The sequence below is a fragment of the Stenotrophomonas sp. 3diitr2024 genome (assembly GCF_042136455.1).
Classification (GTDB): Bacteria; Pseudomonadota; Gammaproteobacteria; order Xanthomonadales; family Xanthomonadaceae; genus Stenotrophomonas; species Stenotrophomonas sepilia.
Genome location: NZ_JBHHMJ010000257.1, coordinates 1 through 5033 on the forward strand (window position 1 = coordinate 1; position 5033 = coordinate 5033).

Annotated in this window: 4 protein-coding genes; 1 reads left to right on the forward strand and 3 read right to left on the reverse strand. The window is 67.5% G+C overall.

Annotated features, from left to right (window positions below; genetic code table 11):
• Nucleotides 1-57 precede the first annotated feature (57 nt).
• From ABGA94_RS05960 to ABGA94_RS05970, 3 genes are all read right to left on the reverse strand, one after another.
• Nucleotides 58-2184 carry a bifunctional diguanylate cyclase/phosphodiesterase gene (locus tag ABGA94_RS05960; RefSeq protein WP_005417742.1) on the reverse strand — a complete coding sequence of 709 codons (2127 nt, stop codon included), beginning with the start codon at nt 2182-2184 and terminating at the stop codon, nt 58-60.
• Nucleotides 2181-3056 (reverse strand): phosphate/phosphite/phosphonate ABC transporter substrate-binding protein, encoded by an 876-nt coding sequence (locus ABGA94_RS05965; protein WP_005417743.1) that lies wholly within the window; start codon nt 3054-3056, stop codon nt 2181-2183. The genes ABGA94_RS05960 and ABGA94_RS05965 overlap by 4 nt, the downstream gene beginning before the upstream one ends.
• A 104-nt stretch (nt 3057-3160) precedes the next feature.
• A complete protein-coding gene (locus tag ABGA94_RS05970) occupies nt 3161-3931 on the reverse strand; it encodes an RNA methyltransferase (protein WP_134955786.1) in 771 nt (256 codons plus the stop codon).
• A 120-nt stretch (nt 3932-4051) separates the two neighbouring features.
• On the opposite strand from ABGA94_RS05970, the gene ABGA94_RS05975 reads away from it, so the two are divergent.
• Nucleotides 4052-4879, forward strand: coding sequence for an inositol monophosphatase family protein (locus ABGA94_RS05975; RefSeq protein ID WP_005417749.1), 828 nt, complete (start codon nt 4052-4054; stop codon nt 4877-4879).
• The last annotated feature ends 154 nt before the right edge of the window (nt 4880-5033 follow it).

Consider the following 5033-nt stretch of genomic DNA (forward strand, 5'->3'; position numbering starts at 1 on the left):
GGGTCAGATCCCTTTTCCGACGGAAAAGGGATCTGACCCCGGCACAACGTCAGTCGGTCAGAGGCCCGATTCGATCATCCGCACCACTTCGGTGGCGGTCACCGGGTGGCTCAGCCAGTAGCCCTGGCCAAGATCGCAGCCGCGCTGCACCAGCAGTTCGAACTGCGCCTGCTGCTCGATGCCCTCGGCCACCACGGTGATGCCCAGTGCGTGGGCCATGGCGATGATCGCCGTGGTCAGCGCCAGATCGTCGGGATCGCGCTGCATGTCGGCCACGAAGCTCTTGTCGATCTTCACGCCGTCCACCGGTACCTGGCGAAGATGGCTGAGACCGGAGAAGCCGGTGCCGAAATCGTCCAGCCAGACCTTCACGCCGGTGCGGTGCAGCTTGTCCAGCAGCTGCGCGGCAACCATTTCGTCGCCGATCACCGCGGTTTCGGTCAACTCCAGGTGCAGGCGCGACGCCGGCAGCCCGGACTCGTGCAGGCACTGCGCGACCAATGCCGGCAGTTCACCGCCGCGCAGCTGCCGCGGCGACACATTCACCGACACGAACAGATCATCGCCGCCCGCCCCGCGTGGCCACTGCGAGGCTTCCATGCAGGCCGCACGCAGCACCTTCGGGCCGATGAGCTCGATCAGCCCGCTCTGCTCGGCCACTTCGATGAACACCGACGGCGGAATCGTGCCCAAGGTCGGATGCTGCCAGCGCAGCAGCACTTCCACGCCGACCATGCGGCGATCGCGCATGCGGAAGATCGGCTGGTAGGCCAGGCGCAGCTCGCCGCGCTCCCAGGCCCCGCGCAGCTCCTGCTCCATGTGCACGCGGCGCTCGACCGCGTGGTCCATCGCACGGCTGTAATAGCGGTAGCAGTTCTTGCCGGCCATCTTGGCCTGGTACATGGCGATGTCGCCGTTCTTCAGCAGCGTGGTCGCATCGGCGGCATCATCCGGGAACAGGGTCACGCCGATCGAAGTGCCCAGGAACAGTTCCCGGCCCTGCACCACCAGCGGCTTGCCCAGCTCGCGCACCAGCACTTCGGCCAGCAGCCGTGCGTTGGCCGCCACGTCGCCATCACCGACCAGGATCACGAACTCGTCGCCGCCAAAGCGGGCCAGCAGGGCTTCATCGCCACCGGCCTCGGTAACCGCACTGCCGATGCGCTGCGCGAACTGCAACAGCGCTTCGTCACCGGCCTCATGGCCCAGGGTGTCGTTGACGCGCTTGAAATCGTCGATATCGGCAAACAGCAGGCCCAGCCGATGATTGGATGCGCGCGCGGCCATCAGGCGATGGTCCAGCGCCTCCCTGAATGCCAACCGGTTGGTCAGCCCGGTCAGTGCATCGGTATAGGCCATGCGCCGCACCTCGCGGTCATGGCGGGCGATGGCATCGCGCATGCGGGCGAAGCCGCGCACCAGCTCGCCGACTTCGTCGTCGCGGGTGTTCTCGGCCAGCGGCGCCTGGTAGTCGCCAGCCTCGATGCGGCGCGCCGCAGCGGCCAGGTCCCGGATCGGCGCCACCAGGGTGCGCTGCACGTACAGGATCACCACCACGCCGATCACCACCAGCAGGCCCAGCATCAGCAGCAGCCAGCCCAGGTGGCGGCTGCCGACCTGCTGCAGGCGCTCGCCGAGCGTGGCATTGGCGGCCTGTTCGCGCTGCTGCACCTCGTCCAGCGCCATGCCGACGCGGACGCCGCCGATGCGCTGGTTGCCGACCATGATCGGCATGGTGTTGTCGAGTACCTTGGGCGATTCCTGCACCACCAGCGCCTGCGCCACCGCGGCCTTGGGGGCCAGCGGGTCGGTCATCGGCTGGCCGAAGCCGGACACCTCGATCGAGCCGTCATGCACCAGCCGGCCACGTTCGTCGAACACCAGCACATAGCGCACGACCGGCTGCCGTGCGGTGCTGCGCACCAGCGCACCGACCTGGTCCAGGTCGCGGTAGTACAGCGGGTTGGCCAGCGCGTCGGACAGCTCGCGCGCCATCGCTTCGCCGCGGCTGCGCACGCTGCGGTCGAACAGTTCATGGATGACGCCACCACTGAGGTTGCGCACCTCGCCCTGCATCGCCGCCTGCCGCCCCAGCAACACCGCCAGGATCGCCACCACCACGACCATCGCCCCGCCCATCGCGAGCAGGAACCGGGCCTGCATTCCCGAGCCGAGCCACTTCATTCCACTTCCATCCGCACGCGCGTCAATCCTTGTTTCAATTCATCCAGCCGCTGCTGCGCATGCGCATCGACGCGGTGGAAACCGGAAGTGCCGAAAAACCGATGCAGCGCCCCCTGTGCCTGCGGGTCGCTGGCCGCCTGCAGCAGGACGTCCTGCAGCCTGTCACGTACCCGCGGGTCAAGGTCGGCGCGAACCATTTCCACCGCCCGTGGGTAGGGTTCGGTGCGCAGCAGTTCGCGGAAGTCGCGCCGGAATGCCGTCGGCATCCGTCGCTCGTCATTCCAGTCCACGCTGCTCACCGCCCCCACTTCGACCATGCCCTTGTGCACGAACGTGGCGATGTTCAACTCGCTACGTGCGAACACGTACCCCACGCTGTCCCGGCCCGGCACGTCCCACACACCGGCCAGGATCTGCGGCGCCAGCCCCTCCTGCAGCAGCGTCATCACCGGCACCAGGTAGGCACTGGTGGACGCCGTGTTCTGCAGCGCCAGGCGATGCCCGCGCAGGTCCTGGATCCGCTGGATCGGACTGTCGCGACGCACGAAGAACACGGTCTGGTACTCACGCACGCCATTGCGCTCGGTCAGCAGCAGCGGCCGCGCGCCACTGCGCTGGCCCAGTGCCACCGCCGTACCCGACGTTTCCGTGACCCAGTCGACCCGCCCCCGCCGCAGATAGCTGGCCATCTGCTGCGGGTCGCGTGCCATCAGGATCCGCCCTTCGGTGATGCCGACGTCGTGCATGCGTGCCACCACATAGTCCAGCAACGGTTGCAGCTGCTCGTAATGGGCCTTGGGATCATCGCTGATCCGGCCCAGCACCAGCACCCGGTCCGCTGCTGCATGTACCGTCCCGGCCAGCAGGATCATGACCAGGCTCAGCAGTCCCCTCTGCACTGCCCTTCGCAGACCCGACACAGGCTTCATCCCCCCCTGGGTATCCGGACAGACTACCCGAAAAAATGAGAACGTCGTCAGCCGTCCTTGTTGCCCGCCTTTGCCAGCCGCGCCATCCGCTGGGTGTCGGCAAGGATGCCGCGCAACAGGCGCACTTCCTGCTCGCTCGGCTCGCTGCGCAGGAACAGCCGGCGCAGCTTGCGCATCGCCGATTCCGGCGCGCGGCCCTTGTGGAAATCGATCTCGTCCAGGGTGTCGCCAAGCTGGGCGAAGAAGCTCTCCATCTGCTCATGGCTTGCTGCCTGTTCGCGGAAACCGGGCTCGGCGTCCGCGGCCGGCTGCGCGCCCAGCAGCTGCATGCGTGTCTCATAGGCCAGCACCTGCACGGCGGCAGCCAGGTTGAGCGAGCTGAACGCCGGATCGGACGGGATGTGCACCGCCGCGTGGCAGAGCTGCAGTTCTTCGTTGGTCAGGCCAGTGCGCTCACGGCCGAACACCAGCGCCACCTCGGCGCCCTCGCCCGCCTTGGCCACCGCACGAGCGGCGGCATCGGCCGGCAGGTACTCCTCCAGCTGCACGCGGCGGGCACGCGCGGTGCAGCCCAGCACCAGGCGGCAATCGGCCACGGCCTCGGCCAGGGTGGCGACCACCGGGGCGTCCCCCAGCACATCTTCGGCACCGGCAGAGCGGCGGAAGGCCTCCTCGTCCAGCGGTTTCTCGGGGGCGACCAGTACCAGGCGGGCCAGGCCCATGGTCTTCAGGGCACGGGCGGCGGCGCCCATGTTGCCGGGGTGCTGGGTACCGACCAGGACGAATCGGAGGCGGGTGGCGGCGGGAAACTGGGACATGAACAGGGAAAAGGTCGAGCTGGACGATGACCAATGGTAAACTGTGCGGCCGGCCACTGCGCCGGACCCGCTCTTTTCCCCCGCCAGTCCATCTCTTCTGCCTTTCCGGGAGCCCACGCCATGCAGAAACCCGCCGTCACCGTCATGGTCAAGGCCGCCCGCCTCGCCGGCAACGTCCTGTTGCGCAACATCAACAAGCTCGAGGCACTGAACGTGGTGCAGAAGGGCCGGATGGACTACGCCAGCGAAGTGGATGCGGACGCGGAAAAGGTCATCGTCAAGGAACTCAAGCGCGCTTATCCGGACTACGGCATCTTCGGTGAAGAAGGTGGCGTGCAGGGCGAGCGCCGCCAGATGTGGGTCATCGACCCGCTGGACGGCACCAGCAACTACCTGCGTGGCGTGCCGCACTACTGCGTGTCGATCGCGCTGGTAGAGAACGGCGAGCCGACCGACGCGGTCATCTTCGACCCGCTGCGCAATGAACTGTTCACCGCCAGCCGGGGTGCCGGCGCCGTGTTGAACGACCGCCGCATCCGCGTGGCCGACCGCAAGGATCTGGAAGGCACGATGATCCACACCGGTTTCGCCCCGCGCGAGCGCAGCCGCGCCAGTGCCCAGCTGAAGGCGGTCGACGCCCTGCTGGTGCACGGCGAGGACATCCGCCGCACCGGTTCGGCGGCACTGGACCTGGCCTACGTGGCCTGCGGCCGTGCCGACGCCTACTTCGAGGCCGGTGTGAAGGCGTGGGACATCGCCGCTGGCCTGCTACTGGTCCGCGAGGCGGGTGGCAAGGTCTGTGACTTCAAGGGCGCGACCCTGGGCCGCATGGACAACCGTGGCCCGGAGACCCACCAGATCGTGGCCGGCAACCTGAAGGTGGCCGAGTCGCTGCAGAAGGTACTGGTGAACACCGGTTACGCGGCGGAGTTTGACGCGAAGTTCTGAGGTTTCGCGTAAAGCGGTTCATGGAGACGGCGCCTGCGAGGGTGCCGTTTTCGTTTGCGCGCCGATGCATTGGTGGCGCCGGGTACGACCTGGCGAGAGTCGTTTCCGCGACCGCGGAGGGGTGTCACTTTCTTTGCTCGTGCAAAGAAAGTGA

Excerpts from the sequence above, each read along its gene's own strand:
- ABGA94_RS05965 (WP_005417743.1), bottom strand. The coding sequence starts at position 3,056 with ATGATCCTGCTGGCCGGGACGGTACATGCAGCAGCGGACCGGGTGCTG.
- ABGA94_RS05975 (WP_005417749.1), top strand. The coding sequence starts at position 4,052 with ATGCAGAAACCCGCCGTCACCGTCATGGTCAAGGCCGCCCGCCTCGCC.
- ABGA94_RS05960 (WP_005417742.1), bottom strand. The coding sequence starts at position 2,184 with ATGAAGTGGCTCGGCTCGGGAATGCAGGCCCGGTTCCTGCTCGCGATG.
- ABGA94_RS05970 (WP_134955786.1), bottom strand. The coding sequence starts at position 3,931 with ATGTCCCAGTTTCCCGCCGCCACCCGCCTCCGATTCGTCCTGGTCGGT.